17 protein-coding genes are annotated in these 17,635 nt (G+C 67.0%); 9 read left to right on the top strand and 8 right to left on the bottom strand.

Annotated elements, in window-relative coordinates; all coding sequences use genetic code 11:
• The first annotated feature begins 42 nt into the window (after nucleotides 1–42).
• Nucleotides 43–2,049 carry a glycosyltransferase gene (locus L0966_RS04020; RefSeq protein ID WP_234050827.1) on the top strand — a complete coding sequence of 669 codons (2,007 nt, stop codon included), beginning with the start codon at nucleotides 43–45 and terminating at the stop codon, nucleotides 2,047–2,049.
• On the opposite strand, the gene L0966_RS04015 is transcribed toward L0966_RS04020, so the two are convergent.
• Nucleotides 2,033–2,626, bottom strand: a complete 594-nt coding sequence (locus L0966_RS04015) for an SCO family protein (protein WP_234050534.1) — start codon at nucleotides 2,624–2,626, stop codon at nucleotides 2,033–2,035. The two genes, L0966_RS04020 and L0966_RS04015, sit on opposite strands and share 17 nt — an antisense overlap.
• A 57-nt stretch (nucleotides 2,627–2,683) precedes the next feature.
• Nucleotides 2,684–2,911 (bottom strand): hypothetical protein, encoded by a 228-nt coding sequence (locus tag L0966_RS04010; protein ID WP_234050533.1) that lies wholly within the window; start codon nucleotides 2,909–2,911, stop codon nucleotides 2,684–2,686.
• Between the two features lie 319 nt (nucleotides 2,912–3,230).
• Between L0966_RS04010 and L0966_RS04005 the strand changes: the two genes are divergently transcribed.
• On the top strand, nucleotides 3,231–3,581 hold the full coding sequence (locus tag L0966_RS04005; RefSeq protein WP_234050532.1) for a hypothetical protein: 351 nt from the start codon (nucleotides 3,231–3,233) through the stop codon (nucleotides 3,579–3,581).
• A gap of 31 nt (nucleotides 3,582–3,612) precedes the next feature.
• Nucleotides 3,613–4,551 (top strand): AEC family transporter, encoded by a 939-nt coding sequence (locus L0966_RS04000; RefSeq protein ID WP_234050531.1) that lies wholly within the window; start codon nucleotides 3,613–3,615, stop codon nucleotides 4,549–4,551.
• A gap of 6 nt (nucleotides 4,552–4,557) precedes the next feature.
• Here the strand turns inward: L0966_RS04000 and gluQRS are convergent, their stop codons facing one another.
• Entirely contained in the window at nucleotides 4,558–5,457 is a 900-nt protein-coding gene (gluQRS, locus tag L0966_RS03995; RefSeq protein ID WP_234050530.1) for a tRNA glutamyl-Q(34) synthetase GluQRS, read from the bottom strand.
• 42 nt (nucleotides 5,458–5,499) lie between these two features.
• Here gluQRS and L0966_RS03990 point away from each other — a divergent pair, with 42 nt between their 5' ends.
• The 3 genes from L0966_RS03990 (at nucleotide 5,500) to L0966_RS03980 (ending at nucleotide 7,550) form a co-directional block, all read left to right on the top strand.
• Complete coding sequence (locus L0966_RS03990; protein WP_234050529.1) at nucleotides 5,500–6,150, top strand: DNA-3-methyladenine glycosylase; 651 nt, start codon at nucleotides 5,500–5,502, stop codon at nucleotides 6,148–6,150.
• 28 nt (nucleotides 6,151–6,178) lie between these two features.
• Nucleotides 6,179–6,868 (top strand): alpha/beta hydrolase, encoded by a 690-nt coding sequence (locus L0966_RS03985; RefSeq protein ID WP_234050528.1) that lies wholly within the window; start codon nucleotides 6,179–6,181, stop codon nucleotides 6,866–6,868.
• Nucleotides 6,869–6,992: 124 nt separating this feature from the next.
• Entirely contained in the window at nucleotides 6,993–7,550 is a 558-nt protein-coding gene (locus L0966_RS03980; protein ID WP_234050527.1) for an HNH endonuclease, read from the top strand.
• 26 nt (nucleotides 7,551–7,576) lie between these two features.
• Here L0966_RS03980 and L0966_RS03975 read toward each other — a convergent pair whose 3' ends face one another.
• Entirely contained in the window at nucleotides 7,577–8,086 is a 510-nt protein-coding gene (locus L0966_RS03975; RefSeq protein ID WP_234050526.1) for a disulfide bond formation protein B, read from the bottom strand.
• A gap of 293 nt (nucleotides 8,087–8,379) precedes the next feature.
• Here L0966_RS03975 and irrA point away from each other — a divergent pair, with 293 nt between their 5' ends.
• Entirely contained in the window at nucleotides 8,380–8,916 is a 537-nt protein-coding gene (gene irrA, locus L0966_RS03970; RefSeq protein WP_370640615.1) for an iron response transcriptional regulator IrrA, read from the top strand.
• A gap of 326 nt (nucleotides 8,917–9,242) precedes the next feature.
• Here the strand turns inward: irrA and L0966_RS03965 are convergent, their stop codons facing one another.
• The 3 genes from L0966_RS03965 to acnA form a co-directional block, all read right to left on the bottom strand.
• A complete protein-coding gene (locus L0966_RS03965) occupies nucleotides 9,243–9,590 on the bottom strand; it encodes a DUF2794 domain-containing protein (RefSeq protein WP_234050525.1) in 348 nt (115 codons plus the stop codon).
• A gap of 411 nt (nucleotides 9,591–10,001) precedes the next feature.
• Nucleotides 10,002–10,769 carry a thioredoxin family protein gene (locus L0966_RS03960; protein WP_234050524.1) on the bottom strand — a complete coding sequence of 256 codons (768 nt, stop codon included), beginning with the start codon at nucleotides 10,767–10,769 and terminating at the stop codon, nucleotides 10,002–10,004.
• Nucleotides 10,770–10,982: 213 nt separating this feature from the next.
• On the bottom strand, nucleotides 10,983–13,679 hold the full coding sequence (gene acnA, locus L0966_RS03955; protein ID WP_234050523.1) for an aconitate hydratase AcnA: 2,697 nt from the start codon (nucleotides 13,677–13,679) through the stop codon (nucleotides 10,983–10,985).
• A gap of 165 nt (nucleotides 13,680–13,844) precedes the next feature.
• On the opposite strand from acnA, the gene ccmA reads away from it, so the two are divergent.
• Both ccmA and ccmB read left to right on the top strand, forming a co-directional pair.
• Nucleotides 13,845–14,498: a heme ABC exporter ATP-binding protein CcmA gene (ccmA, locus tag L0966_RS03950; RefSeq protein ID WP_234050522.1), complete on the top strand. Its 654-nt coding sequence runs from the start codon at nucleotides 13,845–13,847 to the stop codon at nucleotides 14,496–14,498.
• Nucleotides 14,498–15,166: a heme exporter protein CcmB gene (gene ccmB, locus L0966_RS03945; RefSeq protein ID WP_234050825.1), complete on the top strand. Its 669-nt coding sequence runs from the start codon at nucleotides 14,498–14,500 to the stop codon at nucleotides 15,164–15,166. Before ccmA ends, ccmB begins: the two co-directional genes overlap by 1 nt.
• A gap of 60 nt (nucleotides 15,167–15,226) precedes the next feature.
• Here ccmB and L0966_RS03940 read toward each other — a convergent pair whose 3' ends face one another.
• Nucleotides 15,227–17,245, bottom strand: a complete 2,019-nt coding sequence (locus L0966_RS03940; RefSeq protein ID WP_234050521.1) for a methyl-accepting chemotaxis protein — start codon at nucleotides 17,243–17,245, stop codon at nucleotides 15,227–15,229.
• Nucleotides 17,246–17,635 lie beyond the last annotated feature (390 nt).

The following is a 17,635-nucleotide window of genomic DNA, read 5'->3' as shown; positions in this document are numbered from 1 at the left end:
CATAGTACCTACAGGCTGCATCGCGGTGGGGTTGGGGTGCGTATGGTGACGGGGGCGTCGCATGCCCGCAAGGGTGTGCCCAGCGGGGTTTCCAATAAGCCCTTCCGCGCGGTTTCGGAAGCGCGGCCTGCCCAGCCGGTTGGCGAAAAGGTGCCGGCGCCGCTGCAGCCCGTGGACGAGCCGCCGCCCTTGCCTTTCGAGCTGGCGGCGTTCGAGGGCTCTCTCTCCGCCGCGCTGCTTCAGCGGGCGTGGCGCCGCGCGCGCCGCCTGGGCGTGGGTGCCGACGAGGTGTTGTGCTGTGGCGGGCATGTGAGCGACGCGCAGGCGGCCCAGGCCATGGCACGGCGGCTTGGCTTGCCCGTGGTGGAGGGCGTCGCCGATCTCGCCGCGCCCAAGGCGCCGGCGCCGGGTGAGGTAGCAGACTGGGCCAGGGGGCTGCTGCGCACCGGTGTCCATGCGGGGCTCGATGCGGGTGGGCGCGTGGTCTTTACGCTCGCCGCGCGGGGCCGCTCCATGTCTCGTCTGGCACGGGCGCTGCGGGCGGATCCGCCATTGCGGGCGCGCATGCGCCTGATCGCCCCGGGGGCTCTGCGGCGGCAGGTGATGGAGCAGGCGGGTGAAGCGATCGCACGCGATGCGGCGTTCGCGTTCCGGGACAAGGCCCCGGCCTCCTCGGCCGGCACGCTGGATTCAAAGCGGGTATTGCTGCTGCTCGCTGCGACGGGTGCGATGGCGGCGGCGATGGTCTGGCTGGTGTCAGGGGAAGTGGCGCTGCTCGCCGTCCAGGCCCTGCTTTCGGCGGTCTTCCTCTCCTGGACCACCCTGCGCCTGGCGGGGTGCCTTTATGATCCGTCTGGCGATGAGCCGGAGCTGGATCTCGATGACCGGCATCTGCCCGTCTATAGCCTGCTGATCCCGCTCTATAAGGAGGCGGCCAGCGTACCCCGGCTGGTGGCGGCCATGCGGGCGCTCGACTATCCGCCGGAAAAGCTCGACATCAAACTGGTCGTGGAGGCCGATGACCGGCAGACCCGCGAGGCCATCGCCGCGGTGGGCCTGCCCGCGCATATGGAAGAAGTGGTGGTGGCCGATGTGGGGCCACGCACCAAGCCGAAGGCGCTCAATGCGGCGCTCGCCTTCGCCCGGGGCAGCTATGTGGCGGTGTTCGATGCGGAGGACCAGCCCGAGGAAGACCAGCTGAGGCGGGCGTTGGCGGCGTTTCGCGCCGGCGGGCCACGGGTGGCCTGCGTCCAGGCGCGGCTGTGCGTGGACAATGGCGCGGAATGCTGGATCAGCGGCCATTTCGCCGCCGAATATGCAGGCCAGTTTGATGTTCTCCTGCCGGCGCTCAGCGCGCTGAACATGCCGATCCTGCTGGGCGGCACCTCCAACCACTTCCGCCGCGATATTCTCGAGGAGCTGGGGGGCTGGGACCCCTTCAACGTCACGGAGGATGCGGACCTGGGCGTTCGCCTTTCCCGTGCGGGCTGGCGCACGGAGGTCATTGCCTCAAGTACCTTTGAAGAGGCGCCGGTCACGCTCAAGGCCTGGCTGGGGCAGCGCACCCGCTGGCTGAAGGGCTGGGCCCAGACGCTGCTGGTGCACGGCCGCCACCCGGGGGCCTTGCTGGCGGATCTCGGCTGGGGCGGAACGGCGGCGGTGCTGGTGCTTACCGCAGGCCCGTTCGCCTCGACCTTGCTGCACCCCATCTGCGTGGGGCTGCTGTTCTGGCACCTCGCTCGGGGGGATTTCTGGGATCCAGGCTCAAACTGGGTGGAGGTGGGCATTTCCGCGCTCACCTATGTCACCCTCGTGGTGGGCTATGGCAGCGCCGCGCTCACCCTGCACACCGGCCTCAGGCGGCGCGGCATGGCGCTGCGGGCGGGGCTGCTCCTGAGCTTTCCCTTCTATTGGCTGCTGCTGTCTCTCGCTGCCTGGCGTGCCGTGACGGACCTTGTCCGCCGTCCGCACCACTGGGAGAAGACGGCGCATGGAATCTCCACGCGCCGTCAGGCCCCGCGCTCGCGGGTGGTCAGAAATAGCGCTTGAGCTCGGCTGCCGCGGCCTCGGGCGCCTGCTTGGAGTTGAAGGGCGCGACGAAGGTGCCGTTCTTGTCCATCAGGTAGACCACGGCCGTGTGGTCCATGGTGTAGTCCCCATCGGCCAGGGGCACTTTGCGGGAATAGACCCGATATTCCTTCTTGATGGTCTCGATATTGTCCGCCGTACCGGTCAGACCGCGAAGCTGGGGCGAGAAGCTGGAGAGATAGGATTTGAGAACCTCCGGCGTGTCCCGCTCCGGATCAACCGATACGAACAGGGCCTGCACCTTGTCCGCATCGGGCCCGAGGGCGCGGAAGATCTCCGACATCTCGTAGAGCGCCGTGGGGCACACGTCGGGGCAATGGGTGAAGCCGAAGAAGATGAGGCTCGGCTTGCCCTTGAGGGTGCTCTCGGTGACTGGCGCGCCATTCTGGTCGACCAGCTTGAAGGGGCCGCCCACCGCCGCACCGCTCGTCTGCGTGGGCGGTGCGCCGGGGATCAGCGCCGTGACGCCCACCACGAGGAGCAGGGCGCCGGCGGCAAAGGCGCCGAAAAGGGTCAGAAGCTTGGTGCGGGGGGACATGGCTCTACCGGTCATCGTGGATAAGCGGGCGCAACGGGCCGCGGAAATCCCCGCGCATCACATGCACGCTGCGATGCCGGCGGACAGGGTATCGAAGAACACCGTCGCGCCGTACCGCGCCCACAGCAGCAGCGCCGCCGCGAACAGGGCGCCTGCCAGGACCACGGCCACCACCACGCTGACACGCCCCACCCAAGGGCGCGCGCCCGCCACCGGGGCGCGGGCCGGCCCGGAGCGGGAAGGAAGAGCGGTGCTGGTGCTCTGGCCGGTGGGGTGCATGCTCATGTCCGAAGCGCGAAGCGGCGCGTTGCAGGAGTGGCAAGACTATACGCGCGGCCGCCTGGCGCCAAGATGCGGGCCGCGGTGCGCGGCAACTCGCGCGGCCACCGCCAGCTGCATGGGTGGTAGCCCGCAGGGGCAGTCGGGCTGTTGACGCCCGGGGAGTGGAGCCGTAACAATTGCGGCATGTTTGTTATCGGAAACCATGGCACGGCGTTCGCTCCCGCAGCGCGGCGAATTCGTGGCCCGGTCGACTGGGTCGGCCGGGTAAAATGACGCGTCGGCGGTCGCCTGTCTCAGGCGATCCGCGATGGCGCGACCACCCATGGTCAATGACGCTCTGGCGTCCCTTCCGTTCGGACATTCCATCATGCTTTCCGCCGCCCCCATGCCTGCCGGCGTGCCCCTCCACCGTCTCGTCGTCGCGGCCGAGCCGAACCCCAATGCCTTGCTCCGCCTGCTGGAGCCCTTCGTCATCCACGACGTGCTGCCGCTTCATTTGGACAGCCGCGCGGAGGGCGAGGACCTGCGCCTTGCCATCACCTTCCGTGCCTCGCCTGATCTGGCCGAGCGGCTGAAGATGCGGCTTGCGGTGATGCCGATCACCCGCAGCGCCGTGCTGGAATTGCGCGACGAGGAGCCGGGCGAGGGGATGGACGTGAGCGCCGCCGCCTGAACCGCCACCCCGCGCGAGCGAACCGAACGCCATGCTGACCACCATCGCCGACATCGCCGTCATCGTCCTTCCGGTGTTCGGCATGGTGGCCATCGGCTATGCCGCCGCGCGCATCGGACTGGTGAGCGAGAAGGCCTCCGACGGGCTGGCCGAATATGTCTTCAGCCTGGCCGTGCCGGTGCTCATCTTCCGCACCCTCTCCGAGGCCCGGCTGCCGGATGCCCAGCCCTGGGGCTATTGGATCGCCTATTTCTCCGGCGCGTTCCTGGTGTTCGGCCTCGCCATGCTGGCGGCGCGCCGCCTGTTCCACCGCAACCACCAGGAAGCGGTCATCCATGGCTTCGCGGCGGGGCAGGCCAATACGGTGTTCGTCGGCGTCCCGCTGATCCTGAAGGCTTATGGAGAGGAAGGCGCGGTGCCGCTCTTCCTGCTCATCGCCATCCATTTGCCGGTGATGATGATCGCCGCCACCGTCCTGCTGGAGGGCAGCGCCGGATTCTCGCGGGCCACCGTTATGCGGCTGCTGAAGCTGCTGGCGCTCAATCCGGTGCTGGTGGGCATCTATGCCGGTGGGCTCGCCCAGCTCACCGGGGTGCACGCCACCGGCATTCCCCGCCAGATGGTGGACCTGCTGAGCGCCTCGGCAACGCCGTGCGCGCTGGTCTCGCTCGGCCTGTCGCTGCGGCATTACGGTATCAGTGGTGATGTACGCCCGCCCATGCTCATCACGTTCCTCAAGCTCATGGTGCATCCGGCGGCGGTGTTCCTGCTCGCCATGGTGCTGCCCATGCCGCGGGTGTGGGCCGGCGTGGCGGTGCTGTTCGCGGCCATGCCCTCAGGCATCAACGGCTATCTTTTGGCCCAGCGCTATGGCGTGGCGGTGAGCACCACCACCAGCGCGGTCTCCCTCTCCACCGCCTGCGCGGTGGTCAGCGTCGCCTTCTGGCTGCTGGTTCTGGGGGTGGGCTGAGGCGTTTCAACCGGGCGGCAGGTCCAGGCGGCGGCGGATCTCGTCCGGCGTCACGCCCGCCTCTCTCACGCTGGCGAGGCTGACGGCGTCGTTGCTCTTGGAGAGCTTGCGCCCGCTTTCGTCCAGAATCAGCCGGTGGTGGTGGTAGACCGGGGGCGGCAGCCGCAGCAGATGCTGCAGCAGCCGATGCACCGAGGTGGCGTGGAACAGGTCCATGCCCCGGATCACATGGCTGATGCCCTGGGCCGCGTCATCCACCACCACCGACAGGTGGTATGAGGTGGGCACGTCCCGCCGCGCCAGGATCACGTCGCCCCATGCGGAGGGGTCGGCAAACATCTCTTCCAGCGGGCCGTCGGGCGCGCCGCGCGCCTCCAGCCAAGAGAGGGGCGTATCCAGGCGGCTCAGCGCGCGTGCCATGTCGAGCCGCAGGAGGAAAGGTTCGCCCGCCGCCCGCCGGGCCGCTCGTTCCTCATCGGGGATCGCCGCCCGCGCAAAGGGGAAAAGGGGGCCGCCATCGGGATCGCGCGGATGGGCTCGCCCGCTCTCCTCTTCCCGTGCGCGCACCGCCCGCAGAATGTCGCCACGACTCTCGAAGGCCGGATAGACCAGCCCCATGTCCTCCAGACGGCCAAGGGCGGCAGCATAGTCCGCGAAGTGTTCCGACTGCCGCCGGAAGGGCGCGTCCGGAACGATGGAGAGCCAGGCGAGGTCCTCCAGAATACCGCTTTCGTATTGCGGGCGGCATCGGGTGGTGTCGATGTCCTCGATGCGCAACAAGAAGGTGCCGCGGGCCTTGCGGGCGGCGGACTCATTCAGCAGGGCGGAAAAGGCGTGGCCAAGATGCAGGCGCCCGTTGGGGCTCGGCGCGAAGCGGCAGACGAAGGGGCCGGGAAGGAGACTCATAATGCCTTGGCTTACCACGCTTAGCCGCCCGCCGGGGCGCCCATGACCGGCCCGCTGCTGCCCGACCAGGCCGCGTTCGAGGCCGCGTTCGCGGATCTTCTCGCCCTCGACGAGCGCCTGAAGCCATTGGCGCGGCTCACGGGAACGCCCCGGCTGCGACGGCGCCCGGCGGGCTTCGCGGGCCTTTGCGCCATGGTGGTGGCGCAGCAGCTTTCCGTGGCCGCCGCCCGCGCCATCTGGACCCGCCTCGAGGCGGCGCTGAACGGCGAGGTGACCCCAGCCACCTTCCTCGCGCTTGGCCCGGAGCGGTTGCGGCAGGCAGGGCTTTCCGCGCCGAAGATCCGCACCCTCACTGGACTCGCGCAGGCGGTGGGCACGGGGCGCGTGGGTCTTGACCACCTGTCCTCGCTGGCTCTGGAGGAGGCGGCGGACGAGCTGGTGCGGCTGCCGGGCGTGGGCCGGTGGACGGCGGAGCTCTATCTCCTGTTCTGCCTGGGCCGCGCCGACGCCTTTCCCGCCGGCGATCTGGCGCTACAGGTGGCGCTGGGCGAGGGCTTCGACCTCGGCGGGCGGTGCACAGAGCTGGGGCTGCGCGCCATCGCGGAGGATTGGCGCCCCCTCAGGGGCGTGGCCGCGCACCTCCTGTGGGCCTATTATGGTGCCCGGCGCGCCCGAGCGGGCGTTCCGGCCTGACATGACACAAGCTTGGGGGCCCCGCGGCATGTCCTTTCCCCTCGACGGCGTTTCCCTGGATGCGCCTCTTCTCGATGGTCCGCGCCTGCGCCCGAGGATGGGCGGGCAGCCGGATTCCCTGGTGGTGCTGCTGCACGGCTATGGCGCCGATGGACGCGATCTGATCGACCTCGGCAACGCCTGGTCCGAGTTGCTGCCGCGCACTGCGTTCGTCTCACCCCACGCGCTGGACCCATGCGAGCAGGCACCGGTGGGCCGCCAGTGGTTCCCGCTCACCTTCCGCGATCCCCATGAGCTGCCCCGTGGGGCGGAGGCCGCCGCCCCGCTGCTGCGCGCGTTCCTGGAGGCTGAGCTGGAAAAGCTGGCTTTGCCGCCGGAACGCCTGGCCCTCGTCGGCTTTAGCCAGGGGGCGATGATGGCCTTGAAGGTGGGGCTCGGGGAAGGGCTGCGGCCGGCCGCGGTGGTGGCGTTCTCCGGCATGTGGGTGGATGCGGGCGCTGCCCCGGCCGCGCCCATTCAAGCGCCACCGCCCGTGCTGCTGCTGCACGGGGAGGATGACGAGGTGATCCCGGCGCAGGCCCTGTTCGGCTCCGCAAAAGCGCTGGCCGCCGCTGGGGTGCCGGTGGAATGGCACCTTAGCACCGGTCTTGGCCACGGCATCGACGAAGCGGAGCTCGCCATTGCCGGCGCATTCCTGGCGCAGTCCCTGAAGGAATGATTCGGGGCGATGCCCGGTGCGGCACCGGCTCGCCTTCACAAGAGTGACATGGTGAATATACAGTATCGCCGCGCATCGGGATCGATCGGCTCGATTCGATGGGTAAGGACGAGGAGTTCGGTCCTTGACCACTGCTTTGTCACCAGGTGCCTGGCCAGCGCTCGTGCTCAACGCGGACTACCGCCCGTTGAGCTACTACCCGCTTTCGGTCTGGTCATGGCAAGATGCCATAAAGGCGGTTTTTCTGGATCGCGTGAATATCGTAGAATACTACGATAAAGCGGTCCGAAGTCCCGGCTTCGAGATCCGGTTGCCGAGTGTCGTTTCCTTAAGAACTTTTGTAAAACCCACGCGGCAGCCGGCCTTTACGCGCTTCAACGTTTTTCTCCGCGACCGCTTTTCCTGCCAATATTGCGGATCGCGCGATGATTTGACCTTCGATCACCTTATTCCGCGTTCCCGGGGCGGACAGACCACCTGGGAAAATGTCGTCACTGCCTGCTCCCCCTGCAATCTGCGCAAGGGCAGTGACATGCCGGGGGACCTGGGCATGTGGCCGGCACAGATGCCGTATCAGCCTTCCGTCCAGGACCTGCACCAGAACGGCCGCCACTTCCCGCCCAATTACCTGCATGAGAGCTGGCTCGATTATCTTTATTGGGATACCGAGCTCGATCCCTGATGCCCCGCCCGCGGCGGGGCCGTGCATCACAGTGTGCGACCGGTTGCCGCTGCGCGTCCCACAATGAGGGCTAGGGCGGCCGTGACGATGGCGTTCCAGCCCGCCATGGACAGGCCGAACAGGCGCCACGCCGCTTCATCGCAGCGCGGGACGTTGGCGCCCTTGATCGCCGAGAGAATGTCGCCCGTGACCATCACCGGCGCGCCGGTGCATGAGGTGGGCCCCGCCCAGAAGCGCCATTCCACGCCTGCGTGAAAGACCGCGAGGGCGAAGTTTCCGAGCATCATCACCGCCAGCAGCGCCAGCAGCACGCGTCCCGTCCGCAACTTTCCGGCGGCCAGCACCGCCAGCGTGACCAGCCCCAGCGGCAGCGCCATATAATAAGGAATCCGCTGGTCGAGACACAGCGGGCAGGGCGCCAGGCCCACCACCAGCTGGAAAAACCAGGCGGCGGCCAAGGCGGCGCCAGACCCAAGCGCCACCAGCAGCGCTGCGGTGGCCGGAGAACGCAGGGAAAGAAGGGGGAGGGCTGCCACGCGGTATCTCTTTGCTCTCGAAAACGCGGCGAACCGCGCGCGCCGTGTGATGCGCCGCAAGGCGATAAACCTGCGGCGCGCCTCTGTCCACGGGTGGATGCGGCGATGCCGAGGGCGTGATGGCGCGCCCGCGCCGCACCTTAGAGTTATTCCTACTCAGCAGCCGGCTATGGCTCCGCAGCGCAACATGAGGTATAAGTTGCTAGTCGTCTTCGGAGGCATTCGCATTGCGTTTCCCCTCCGCCGGCATATTTTGGTGGTAGCTACGAAGATTGCAGACCGAAATGAACGAGATGCCCCGATCCCGATCCGCCTTCGGTATTTCCGTTGCCCCGAGCAGCGAAAGCCTTGCCGAGCCTGTGCTTCCTGTCGCCCAGCTCCGCGACATTACGGTGGCGCGCCGCACGGGCTGCCCCTTCCATGATGTGCGCGAGATGCTGCGGGAGGTGGGCCTTCGGCCGACCCGCCAGCGTCTGGCCTTGGGCTGGCTGCTGTTCGCCAAGGGCGATCGGCATGTGACCGCCGAAATTCTGCATGAGGAGGCCATCAAGGCCCGCTTCCCGGTGTCGCTCGCCACCGTCTACAACACCCTGCACCAGTTCACGGAAGCACAGCTGCTCCGCGAAGTGGCGGTGGACGGCTCCAAGACCTATTTCGACACCAATTCCACCGACCACCACCATTTCTACCTCGAAGGCCAGAATGATCTGGTAGACATTCCCGCCAGCGACGTGGCGGTGAATCTTCTGCCCGAGCCGCCGGAGGGTTACGAGGTGGCGCGCGTGGATGTAGTGGTGCGCCTGCGCCGCAAGAGCAATCGCCCGTCCTGATCTCTCCGATCGTTCATGACGGCGCGCGCAGCAGGTGCTCCGCGCATGGGTGTTTGCTGCGGCCGCGCAGGTGGGTGGCGAGAAGCCTCGCCTTCATACACGGCGGCTCTTGCCAAGCTGAGTCCAATGAACGCGTGTCGTAACGCCCTCGGGGACAGGGGCTCTACGGCGCGCGTTTTTGTTTGCGGGCGACGGCTTGGGCGCTTGATCGTTTCAGCGCTTCAGTGAAGCGCCGACGTGCGCCCTCCTTATGCAGTTCCACGCCTCTTTCGCGCGAACCCGTCCGGCCTTCGCGCGGATGCGTTCGGGGGCGGCGAACCCGCGCCTCACACGGCCCGGAGCGGTTTTTCGAGCACCGCGAGCACGCGCTGTAATTCGTGCCCGCGCTTCAGGATGAGCCCGGTCTGGGACACCACCGCATAGGCTCCTTGCTTGCGGGCGAGACGGGGGTCCTTCTCGATCCGATAAAGGGGCACATCCATCGCACGGCGAAAAATGGAGAAGATGGCCTTGTCGCGGGTGAAATCCAGCGCATAGTCCCGCCACTCACCGAGGGCGACCATGCGGCCGTAGAGGTCGAGGATTCGGTCCAGCTCCCGCCGATCGAAAGTCACCCGCACGGCAGCCGCAGGGGTTGTCACGCGGGCCAAGCTTATGGGCTCGATATCTCCCATAGCCTCTCCTTTCGCACGGGCTGTTGCGCTGCGGCGATGCAGGTTGGCCATGATCACCGGCACCGCTCGCCGTTTCAAGGGGATCCATAGCCGGCACTGCAGTATGGAGTGCGTTTTCGGCCCGAGGGCGATCACGTCAACGTTAGTAAAATCACAGTCTCGCCGGATTTCGGCCTATCGCGCGCCGCTGGGCGGAGAGAAGCTTCTTCTCGTAGCAGGGCCGGTTCGTGAGGCGCTCCGGTCTATCCCAGCCCCCCCAGCCCCCCGGGGTGAATCCGAACCGGCCACTGCTACGCATCGATATTCGACCCCCAAGTTGAGCCGCCTTCGGGCGGCTTCTTTTTTGCCCGGAGCAGGGCGCACAGACCGCCGCACACGCGGACGGCGTGCGCGGACTCTCTGGCGGGGCGCTTACTTCGCCGCGGGTGGGGATGCCGGCGGCGTCTCTTGCACGGCAACGATTGTCGCCCCGAGAATGGGACCCGGCGCCGCCGCGGTGCCTGCCTGGAGCAGAACGGCGACCTGGTCCACTGCCTCGCCCTTGATGTCGCTCAGCTTGAGCTCATGGCGCTGCTTGGTGCCGTTCCATTGGCCGAGCCGCACCCACCCGCGCACCACGTTGGAATAGGTGACGTTGCGGCCGCTGTTCTCCCCCCGGCTGATGGTGACGGATTTCTCGCTGGCCACCGGACAGACCCAAACTTCCGCCCCTTCGGGCGGCGCCGCCGATTCGGGAATCTCGATTTCCATCACCTCGCCCCTGCGGTGCGCCTTGATGGGGACTTTGAGGCTGCCAGCGGTGCCCGGGCCGGCAAGAATGGCACGCTGGAGGGCGGCGCGATCGCTTCCCTTCACCGCGTGCACCCCGTCAACCACGGCCTGGGGGGTGAAGACCTTGTGATCCGCCCGCTTCTCCGCATACGCCTTTTGGCGCAGGGAGTGGCCGTGCAGGGCCAGCGTGTCCTTCCAGCCGATATAGTCCCAATAGTCCACGGGCATCGTCAGGACGATCAGGTTCGGATCCTTCGCAAGCTCGGCCACCAGCGCATCGGCCGGCGGACAGGAGGCGCACCCCTGGCTTGTGAACAGCTCGACCACCGCTTTCGGCTGGCTCTGCGCCCAGGCAGGCAGGGCGGCAAGGGAAAGGGCGAAGGCGAGAGCTGTGCGGGTGAACATCATCTTCGCAGGGATCGGTGCTGAAACGGGGCCAGTCCGGAATAGCGGACGCGGTGCCGCGGGACCAGTCACAATGGGGTGTCACGTCCGCCGGCATTGTCACAAATGGCGGTGCGGACGGTTCACAGGCGCGCTCAATGCACCCCTAAACACTGCTGAAGGCACAAAAAAACCGGCCCGGATCGCTCCGGGCCGGCCATTTGCGTAGCGTCAGCCTCAGGCCGCGAGCGAGCGCAGCACGTAAGGCAGGATGCCGCCGTTGCGGAAGTAGTCGAGCTCGTCCAGCGTATCGATACGGCAGATGAGGTCGACGTTCTTCACGGAGCCGTCGGCGAACTTGATTTCGGCGGTCAGGGTCTGGCGCGGCTTCAGGTCGCCTTCGATGCCCTTGAGGGTGACGATCTCGTCGCCCTTGATGCCGAGGGTCTGCCAGCTCTCGCCGTCCTTGAACACCAGCGGCACGATGCCCATGCCGACCAGGTTCGAGCGGTGAATGCGCTCGAAGGACTGGGCGATCACGGCGCGCACGCCGAGCAGCTTGGTGCCCTTGGCCGCCCAGTCACGGGACGAGCCGGTGCCATACTCCTTGCCGGCGAAGACCACCAGCGGCACGCCCTCGGCCTTGTACTTCATGGCCGCGTCGTAGATCGGCAGCTGCTCGCCGTCCGGATAGTGGACGGTCACGCCACCTTCCACGCCGGGCACCATCTGGTTCTTGATGCGGATGTTGGCGAAGGTGCCGCGCATCATGACTTCGTGGTTGCCGCGGCGGGTGCCGTACTGGTTGAAGTCCACCGGACGCACCTGGTGATCGACCAGATACTTGCCCGCCGGAGAAGCGGCCTTGATGGAGCCGGCCGGCGAGATGTGATCGGTGGTGATGGAGTCGAGGAACAGACCCATGATCCGCGCGTCGATGATGTCCTTCACCGGCTCCGGGGTCTTCTGCAGGCCCACGAAGTAAGGCGGGTTCTGCACATAGGTCGAGGCATCCTGCCAGGCATAGGTCTGGCCTTCGGGAGCCTGGATCTTCTGCCAGTGCTCGTCACCCTTGAACACGTCGGAGTACTTCTCCTTGAACATCTTCTTGGAGATGTTCTCGCGGATGTACTCGGCGATCTCCTTGTTGGAGGGCCAGATGTCCTTCAGGTAGACGGGCTTGCCGTCCTTGTCGGTGCCGAGCGGCTCGGTGGTGAGGTCCACCTGGAGCGAGCCGGCCAGGGCATAGGCCACGACGAGGGGCGGGGAGGCGAGGTAGTTCGCCTTCACGTCCGGGTTCACGCGGCCTTCGAAGTTGCGGTTGCCGGAGATCACGGCGCCGGCCACGAGGTCGTTCTTGTTGATGGCCTCGGAGATGGCTTCCGGCAGCGGGCCGGAATTGCCGATGCAGGTGGTGCAGCCGAAGCCGACCAGGTTGAAGCCGAGCTTGTCGAGATCATCCTGCAGGCCGGAGGCCTTCAGATAGCCCTCGACCACCTGGGACCCGGGCGCGAGCGAGGTCTTCACCCACGGCTTGGTCTTCAGGCCCTTCTTCACGGCCGCCTTGGCGAGCAGGCCGGCGGCGATGAGCACCGAGGGGTTCGAGGTGTTGGTGCAGGAGGTGATGGCGGCGATCACCACGTCGCCGTGGCCCACCGCGTAGTCGGTGCCGGCGACCGGCACGCGCTTATCGGCCTCGCCGGGCTTCTTGAACTCACCCTCGAGGGCGGAGAGGAAGCCGGTCTTGGAATCAGAGAGCAGCACGCGGTCCTGCGGACGCTTCGGGCCGGCCATGGACGGCAGCACCGAGTCGAGGTCCAGCTCCAGGGTGTCGGTGAACACCGGATCGGGAGTGTCCTTCTTGCGCCACATGCCCTGGGCCTTGGAGTACTTCTCCACCAGCTTCACGCGGCTGTCCTTGCGGCCGGTCTCGTCGAGATAGGCGATGGTCTCGCTGTCGACGGGGAAAAAGCCGCAGGTCGCGCCGTATTCCGGCGCCATGTTGGCGATGGTGGCGCGGTCTGCGAGGGTGAGGTGCTCCAGGCCGGGGCCGTAGAACTCCACGAACTTGCCCACGACGCCCTTCTTGCGGAGCATCTGGGTCACCGTCAGCACCAGATCGGTGGCGGTGATGCCTTCCTTCAGCTTGCCGTCCAGCTTGAAGCCGATGACCTCGGGAATGAGCATGGAGATGGGCTGGCCCAGCATGGCCGCCTCGGCCTCGATGCCGCCGACGCCCCAGCCCAGTACGCCCAGGCCGTTCACCATGGTGGTGTGCGAGTCGGTGCCCACGAGTGTGTCTGGGTATGCAACCTCCACCTTCTTACCGTCGATCTTCTCGTCGCGGGTCCAGACGGTCTGGGCGAGATATTCGACGTTCACCTGGTGGCAGATGCCGGTGCCGGGCGGGACGACGCGGAAGTTGTCGAACGCGCTCTGGCCCCACTTCAGGAACCGGTAGCGCTCCTGATTCTGCTTGTATTCTTCCTCGACGTTCTTGCCGAGGGCGCTGTTGGAGCCGAAGAAGTTGACGATCACCGAGTGGTCGATGACGAGGTCGACGGGCACCAGCGGGTTGATCTTGGCCGGGTCGCCGCCGAGGGCCACCATGGCGTCGCGCATGGCCGCCAAGTCCACCACGGCGGGGACGCCGGTGAAGTCCTGCATCAGCACGCGGGCGGGGCGGTAGGCGATCTCGCGTTCGGCCTTGCCCTTGTTGTTCAGCCAGTCGGCGACCGAGATGATGTCTTCCTTGGTGACCGAGCGGCCGTCTTCGAAGCGCAGGAGGTTCTCGAGGAGCACCTTCATGGAGAAGGGCAGGCGGGAAATCCCTTCGAGCCCATTCTTCTCTGCGGCTTCAAGGCTGTAATAGACGTACTCGTGGTCGTCCACCTTCAGGGTGGTGCGGCACTTGAAGCTGTCGAGGGATGTCACGGCGCGTTCTCTCCGTTGTAATGACGATCAACGCCAATATGCAAAGGTGGTCGGAGCGGCACCCCACCACCTCGAAAGGTGCGGTTCGGCGGCTTTATAGAGCCATTTCAAAGCGCGGTCATGCGCTAAGAAGAGGGAATGCGCAATGCATCCAAAGCAGGGGTCATGACGGGTTTTTCCATCACCGCCCTCACCGGCGAAAAGCTCAGCTGCCGACGCGGATTCAAGCAACTTTTCCAAGACCTTGATATCACAGCCCAAGCCGGGCGCGCGCTGGTGGTGACGGGGCCCAATGGCGCCGGCAAGTCATCCCTGCTGCGGATTCTCTCTGGCCTGCTCACTCCCAGCGGCGGCAATGTACGCCTCCAGGGTGGCCCTGAGGAAGGCGGATTGCGTGAGCATTTGCATTATCTTGGGCATGATGACGCAGTGAAGGGGGCGCTGGCGGTGGCCGCCAACCTCGACTTCTGGCGCCAGGTGCTCGGCCCCACCGGGCTTTCCGTTGAGGAAGCGCTGGAGGAGGTGGGGCTGGGGGGGCTTGGCCGGCTGCGCGCCTCCGTGCTTTCGGCGGGGCAGAAGCGGCGGTTGGCCATTGCCCGGCTCCTTGTGTCGCAACGGCCGGTCTGGATCCTGGATGAGCCGACCACGGCGCTCGATGTGCGGGCGCAGGCCCGCTTCGCGGCATTCGGACGCGCTCACCTTCAAGCGGGCGGCATTCTGGTGGCCGCCACCCATGCGCCCCTGGATCTGGGCGAGACCGACGAACTCAGCCTTTCCGGGCGGGCCATCACGACGGTTGATGAGGAGCTTGAGGCATGATGGGGGCTTTTCTGGCCGTGGTCCGGCGCGATATCGCCCTTTCCCTCGGCTCCGGCGGCGGGGCGGGGCTCGGCGTGGTGTTTTTCCTCTCGGTGATCACGGTGGTTCCCTTCGCCGTGGGGCCGGATCTGGTGCTGCTGGCCCGAATCGGCCCCGCCATCCTGTGGATTGGCGCCCTGCTGGCGAGCCTGATCGGCTTGGAGCGGCTGTTCGCGGCCGATGCGGAGGATGGCTCGCTCGATGCGCTCAGCCTTTCAGCCATGCCGCTGGAGCTGACGGCGGCCGCCAAGGGGCTCGCACACTGGATTGCAACCGGTCTGCCACTGGTGGTGGCAGCGCCGGCGCTGGCGCTGATGCTGAACCTGGAGCCGGCGGCCATCGGCGCCGTGGTGGCAACGCTGCTGGTGGGCACGCCCGCAGTCACCTTCCTGGGCCTGGTGGGCGCGGCCTTCGCGGGGGCGTTCCGGCGCGGGGGGCTGCTCATCGCCGTGCTGGTGATTCCATTGACCATCCCGGTGCTGATCTTCGCGGTTGCGGCGACCACCTCGGCCGTAACGGGGCCGGTGCCGTTCGGCACGCCGTTCCGGGTGCTCATGGGCCTCGCTCTGTTCGCCGTGGTGCTTGGGCCGGTGGCGGCCGCGGCGGCCTTGCGGGCGGCGCGCGGCTAGGGATCTGTCCGAGGGGCGCCGCGCGGTGGCTGTGTGAAGCCTGAAGGCAGCGCCCTGCCGTCACTCCAGCTGCTTCAGGCGGGTCATTTGCCGGTCGATGTCGGCCGCGACGGCGCGCTGTGCCGCGGCGGCCGTGCCGAGCTCGTCCAGGGTCTGGTCGATGACCCCGGACTGCTCGAACAGCTGCTCCAGCTTGCCGATGATCTCGCGGTGCCGCGCATCGTCGGCGCCGAAGCGGGCGTGGGTGGCATCGATGATGGAGCCGAGCCGCAGCAGGGTCTCTTCCATGCCGCCGATGGCCTCGCGGGTTTCGGAAAGGGTGGCCTTGGTATCGCCGGCCAGCTTTTTCACCTCGCTGGCCACCACCGCGAAGCCACGTCCGGCCTCCCCCGCCCGCGCCGCCTCGATGGTGGCATTGAAGGAGAGGAGATTGGTCTGCCCCGCAATGGTGTCGATGACCGCCAGCACCTCGCGGAGTTCTTTCATGGATTGGCCGAGGGCCTGAAATTCCGTGGACAGGGCGGCGGCATCGCGTTCCGCGCCTCCTCCGGCCGCCTCGCCGGAGGCGGCGAGCAGGGTGCCGCGAATGGCTTCCACCACCTCGCGCATTTCGCCGCTGCGCTCCACTGCCCCTTCAATATGGTGGATGAAATCCAGATGCCCCGCCAGCTGGTCGATGATCCGCGAGCGAAGGGCGTTCAGCATCTCGGCCCGCTTGAGGGCGCTGCTGGTGAAGGACGTGCGGAAACGCGCATAGTGGATCGGGAACGTATCCACGACGTCATCCACATAGTCGCCCGCGCTGGCGTCGAAGAAGACGATGGCGCTCAGCGTTTCATTGACATTGATACCGAAGAGCTCGCCAAAGGTGGAAAAGCCGGCCGCCGGGCAGGGCCAAAGCCCATCAGTTCCGGAGAGGTCTGCCAGATTGTTGAGCCGGCGTAGGATGCAATCATTCAGGATCGCGCCGAGGGGGCGGGGCTTTTGGGCGAGAAAGGCCTGGAGGTCGCTGCGGGTCTGTTCTGCGAAGTCGGTGGCCTGGAGCAGTAGCAGTTCATCGCCCGCATTGACGTCGCAGAAGAAGGACGCACGCTCCCGCTCCACATCGATGGCTGCGACCGAGCGCACGAACAGCTCGCCATCGATCTCGATGCCGAAGGTGCGGCCCGCCAGCGCGCCTTCCACCTCCTGTGGCGCCACGCCCAGCATGGTGGCGAGGGCGGGAACGAAGGGCTCCACCTGATCGCCGCCGGGCCTGACCACGGCCGCCACCGTGCGCCGTTCGGGATCCGCCTCCGCGACCAGGAAAGCGGTGCCGCTCTTGGTGAAGTTCTGGCTCTTGAAGACGCCATAGCGCCGGCCCGGCGCCATCTTCACGAACACCACCACGGCGTGGTTCTCAAGCACCTGCTCGCCGTTGAAGATGGAGGTCGAGCGCAGGTCCAGCGTGCCGCCCGCCGAACCGCCCACGAACAGGCAGGGAAAGCGGCCGGACCGGTAGACCGCCTCCATGAAGTAATTCTCGCTTGCCGACAGGCCGTCGATGAAGGTGAGGGCGAATACGTCCCGTGCATGAATGGGAAAGACCGGATGCACGAGGCCCAGGGATTGAGTGATCCGCGCCACGCGTGCGTGGTGCGCCAGGGCGGGCGCGCCGGCGCGGATATCCTCATTATGCAGCGGCACGGAGTGGATATCGACGGCGGCAATGAGATCGGGCGGGAAAATCTGCAGGGTCAGGGTGTTCCAGCGCTCTCCCGTGGGGCGGTAGAGCGGGCCGCCCTGGCCCGAGCAAAGCTCGCCAGCGCCGGACACCGCAACCACCGGAATCGCGCCCGCCAATGCCTTCAGGCGGGCGCTCACCGCCGCGAAATCCACGTGGGGGGAGACGAAGGCCAGGACCAAGGCCGCATCGCCCGTCGGGAAGCGCAGGTGCGCGCGTTCTATGCGCCGGAGCGCCTCGTCGGTCTCGATCACCCGGATCAGCTGGGCCGCCGCTCCCTGCGCGCCCGTGGGCTGCACGCCGCCCGCAGACGAAACGGCGTCGGGTGTCGCGGCGGCCTGCGGAGGAGGGGACATGCGAGGCTCCTGTCGGTGCGTGGCGGCAAGGGCGGCAATGCGGGCGGCGTTCGCCGGTATTCCAGAGTTTTTCCCGGACGTGAGCGGCCCCGAAGAACATGAGGCGCGGCCATAAGCACAAAAAAGTCGCGCCCTTCCGGGCTGTGCACCGGGCAGGCTGACCAGAGCATAGTTCAGTGGTGGCAGGATACAACTGACACAAATGGCGCATCCGCATGGCCAATGGGGGCTGAGGCGCGCATTCCGCTGGCTCTTCCGGTGGCCGGGGACAGGCGGGCGGAGGATCAGGCGTCAATTGTTGGCGGGTTGTTCGTGCGGGCCAGTTTGTATTCAAGTATACTTGAGGAAGAGTGGTATTCGCGGGCGCGCTCGCGGTAAATCCATAAGGAA

Source organism: Xanthobacter sp. NM-59 (assembly GCF_021401125.1).
Classification (GTDB): Bacteria; Pseudomonadota; Alphaproteobacteria; order Rhizobiales; family Xanthobacteraceae; genus Xanthobacter.
This window is presented reverse-complemented; position numbering and strand designations above follow the sequence as displayed.

Excerpts from the sequence above, each read along its gene's own strand:
- L0966_RS04000 (WP_234050531.1), top strand. The coding sequence starts at position 3,613 with ATGCTGACCACCATCGCCGACATCGCCGTCATCGTCCTTCCGGTGTTC.
- L0966_RS03965 (WP_234050525.1), bottom strand. The coding sequence starts at position 9,590 with ATGGGAGATATCGAGCCCATAAGCTTGGCCCGCGTGACAACCCCTGCG.
- irrA (WP_370640615.1), top strand. The coding sequence starts at position 8,380 with ATGCCCCGATCCCGATCCGCCTTCGGTATTTCCGTTGCCCCGAGCAGC.
- L0966_RS03990 (WP_234050529.1), top strand. The coding sequence starts at position 5,500 with ATGACCGGCCCGCTGCTGCCCGACCAGGCCGCGTTCGAGGCCGCGTTC.
- L0966_RS03940 (WP_234050521.1), bottom strand. The coding sequence starts at position 17,245 with ATGTCCCCTCCTCCGCAGGCCGCCGCGACACCCGACGCCGTTTCGTCT.
- L0966_RS03960 (WP_234050524.1), bottom strand. The coding sequence starts at position 10,769 with ATGATGTTCACCCGCACAGCTCTCGCCTTCGCCCTTTCCCTTGCCGCC.
- ccmA (WP_234050522.1), top strand. The coding sequence starts at position 13,845 with ATGACGGGTTTTTCCATCACCGCCCTCACCGGCGAAAAGCTCAGCTGC.
- L0966_RS04020 (WP_234050827.1), top strand. The coding sequence starts at position 43 with ATGGTGACGGGGGCGTCGCATGCCCGCAAGGGTGTGCCCAGCGGGGTT.
- L0966_RS03985 (WP_234050528.1), top strand. The coding sequence starts at position 6,179 with ATGTCCTTTCCCCTCGACGGCGTTTCCCTGGATGCGCCTCTTCTCGAT.
- ccmB (WP_234050825.1), top strand. The coding sequence starts at position 14,498 with ATGGGGGCTTTTCTGGCCGTGGTCCGGCGCGATATCGCCCTTTCCCTC.
- gluQRS (WP_234050530.1), bottom strand. The coding sequence starts at position 5,457 with ATGAGTCTCCTTCCCGGCCCCTTCGTCTGCCGCTTCGCGCCGAGCCCC.
- L0966_RS04005 (WP_234050532.1), top strand. The coding sequence starts at position 3,231 with ATGGTCAATGACGCTCTGGCGTCCCTTCCGTTCGGACATTCCATCATG.
- L0966_RS04015 (WP_234050534.1), bottom strand. The coding sequence starts at position 2,626 with ATGTCCCCCCGCACCAAGCTTCTGACCCTTTTCGGCGCCTTTGCCGCC.
- L0966_RS04010 (WP_234050533.1), bottom strand. The coding sequence starts at position 2,911 with ATGAGCATGCACCCCACCGGCCAGAGCACCAGCACCGCTCTTCCTTCC.